Source organism: Streptomyces albipurpureus (assembly GCF_023701525.1).
Taxonomy (GTDB): domain Bacteria; phylum Actinomycetota; class Actinomycetes; order Streptomycetales; family Streptomycetaceae; genus Streptomyces; species Streptomyces albipurpureus.
Genome location: NZ_JAMQAW010000035.1, coordinates 1 through 3,219, shown reverse-complemented (window position 1 = coordinate 3,219; position 3,219 = coordinate 1). Strand labels below are relative to the sequence as shown.

The following is a 3,219-nucleotide window of genomic DNA, read 5'->3' as shown; positions in this document are numbered from 1 at the left end:
CCAGGCACAGAACACGTGCCGATCGGCACACCGATCTGGAACACCCAGGTGTATGTGCTGGACCAGGCCCTGCGCCCGGTCGCGCCCGGCGTCACCGGTGAGCTCTACCTCGCCGGCACCGGACTCGCCCGAGGCTACCTCGGACAGGCCGCGCTGACCGCTGAGCGGTTCATCGCCAACCCCTACAGTGAACCCGGCACACGGATGTACCGCACCGGCGACCTCGTCCGATGGAACAAGGACGGCCAGCTTGAGTACGTCGGCCGCACCGACTTCCAGATCAAACTCCGCGGACTGCGCATCGAACTCGGCGAAATCGAGAACGTACTCACCGAACACCCCGACGTGGCACAAGCCGCCGTCATCGTGCGGGAGAAGACGCGGGGCGACCAACGCCTCATTGCCTATGTGGTGCGGGACGGCGAGGCGGACCCGGCCGGGCCGGATATCGAGGCCCTGACGGACCGGCTCCGGGAGCATCTGCCGGAGTACATGGTCCCCTCGGCGATCGTGCCGCTCGCCGAGCTTCCCACCACACCCAGCGGGAAACTCGACCGAGCCGCGCTCCCCGACCCCGACCACACCCCGGCCGCCGCCGGACGAGAGGCGCGCAACGACGACGAGAAAGTCCTGTGTCGGCTGTTCGCCGAACTGCTCGGCGTGGAGGAGATCGGCATCGACATCGACTTCTTCGACCACGGCGGGCACTCGCTGCTGGCCACCCGACTGGTCGGCCGCATACGCACCGAGCTCAACGTCGACGTGAACGTCACGACGATTTTCCGCAATCCGACCGTCGCCCAGCTCGCAGTTCGGCTCAAGGACCTGGCCCCGTCGAACCGCCCGCAGGTGCGGCGGATGACCGATTAGGAGAGCGTCGATGATCCCGTTGTCCTTCGCCCAGAGCCGGCTGTGGTTCCTCTACCGCCTGGAAGGCCCGTCCGCCACCTACAACATCCCGTTCGCCCTCCGCCTGGAGGGGCCGCTGGACACCGCGGCCCTGGCCGCGGCGGTGCAGGACGTCGCCACCCGGCACGAGGCTCTGCGTACCCTGATCGTGGAGGACGCGGACGGCACACCGGAGCAGCGGATCCTGCCTGCGCAGGAGGCGGCCCTCCCCTTCCGGGTGGTCGACGTGGCCGCGGACGCGCTGGACGCCGCACTGCACGAGGTGGCATCCGAGACGTTCCGCCTGGAGACAGACCTTCCCCTACGGACGACGGTGCTCCGGACCGGTCCCCTGGACCATGTCCTGGCGTTCGTGTTCCATCACACCGCCGCCGACGGGGCGTCGATGGGGCCGTTCCTCCGCGACCTGGTGTCGGCGTACTCGGCCCGCCACCAGGGGAATGCCCCGGACTGGACGCAGCTTCCGGTGCAGTACAAGGACTACACCCTGTGGCAGCGGGAACTCCTTGGCGACGAAGACAACCCGGACAGCATCGCGGTCGGGCAAATGGATTACTGGCGGCAGGAACTGGCCGGGGTGCCGCAGCCGGTGCAGCTGCCCCTGAACCGGCCGAGGCCGACGGCCGCCGACCACCGCGGCGGGCACGTCGACTTCGAGCTGGAACCCGAACTGCTCGCCAGGCTGAGGAAAACCGCCGCGGACCGCGGTGCGACGGCGCCGATGGTCGCTCAGGCCGCGCTCGCGGTACTCCTGCACCACCTCGGTGCCGGTAACGACCTGACGATCGGCAGCCCGATCGAGGGCCGCGCCGACGAGCAACTCGACGACCTGATCGGGTTCTTCGCCAATACCTGGGTACTGCGTGTCGACCTGTCGTGGAATCCGTCGTTCGGCGACCTGCTCGATCAGGTGCGTGACCGAGCCCTGGCCGCGTACGACAACCAGGACATTCCCTTCGAGCGCCTGGTGGAGTTGCTGGGCCCGGAGCGCTCCACCTCGTACTCGCCGCTGTTCCAGGTGATGCTGGCCTGGCAGTTCGAGTGGTCGCGGATCGAGATGCCGGGTCTGCGGGTCACACCCCTCGCCGCGAGCACCGGCACTGCGAAGTTCGACCTGTTCTTCAACATCATCCCGACCGCGTCCGGGGGCGCGTATGGGCGGCTGGAGTACGCGGCGGAACTGTTCGACCACTCAACGGCCGAGAGTTTCGTCGACCGTTATGTGCGTGTGCTGCGGCAGGTGGTCGCCGACCCAGGGGCGCGGCTCAGCGGGGTGGATGTACTCACCGACGCCGAGCGGGATTGGTTGGCACGGCTCAACGAGACCGCGGCACCGGTATCTGGGGCGACGGTGCCGGAACTCGTCACAGCCCAGGCGATGGAGACACCGGACGCGATCGCGGTGGTGGCCGGGGAAACGGCGCTTTCATACCGGGACCTTGACGTCCGTGCGGATCGGCTGGCCGCGGTGCTACGGGACCGCGGTGTCGGGCCGGATGTGCTGGTGGCGGTGGCGTTGCCACGGACGGCGGACCTGGTCGTCACCCTGCTGGGTGTGCTCAAGGCCGGCGGTGCCTATCTGCCGATCGATCCCGAGTACCCAGCCGCGCGCATAGACCTCCTGCTCAACACCGCCGATCCCGCACTGGTACTGACCGATGGGGAGACGGCGGCGACAGTGTCCGGGTGCCGGAGGCCGGTCCTGCGCCTGGACGACCTGGACCTTGACGGCCCCGCCCCCCGGACCTCTGACGTCGGTGCCAAGCCGGACAACCTGGCGTACGTGATGTTCACGTCGGGCTCGACCGGGGCCCCCAAGGGCGTCGCCATCACCCACGCGAACGTGGTCAACGGCGTACGGGACCTGCGGCAGACGGCACAGCTGGAGCCGGGAGCCCGTATGCTCGCCGCGACCTCGGTGACCTTCGATGTCTCGGTGTTCGAGATCTTCGCCGCACTCACCGCCGGAGCGAGCGTCGAGATCGTGCGTGACGTACTCGAACTCGCCGAACGCGACCGATGGTCGGGCACCACCATCAACGCGGTGCCGAGGGTGTTCTCCGCACTCCTCGACCAGCTCACCGAAGCCCCGGGCAGCCTTGCACTCGACGTGGAAACCGTCGTCTTCGCCGGTGAAGCCCTCTCGGCCGATCTGGTCAGCAAGGTGCACAGCGCCCTGCCCGGTGTGCGTGTCATCAATGCCTACGGACAGACCGAGAGCTTCTACGCCTCCACGTTCACGCTGCCGCGGCAGTTGGCGGGGGTGGGTGCGATTCCGATCGGGAGACCGGTCGCGAACATGCGTGCCTA

General features: G+C 68.3%; 2 protein-coding genes. Both read left to right on the top strand.

The genetic code is table 11. From position 1 onward, the window contains the following. Positions 1–870, top strand: an 870-nt coding sequence (locus NBG84_RS27140; protein ID WP_250922250.1) for an AMP-binding enzyme, incomplete at its 5' end; no start/stop codon positions are given. Positions 871–880: 10 nt separating this feature from the next. Beyond that, a partial coding sequence (locus NBG84_RS27135; RefSeq protein ID WP_250922249.1) for a non-ribosomal peptide synthetase occupies positions 881–3,219 on the top strand: 2,339 nt, incomplete at its 3' end.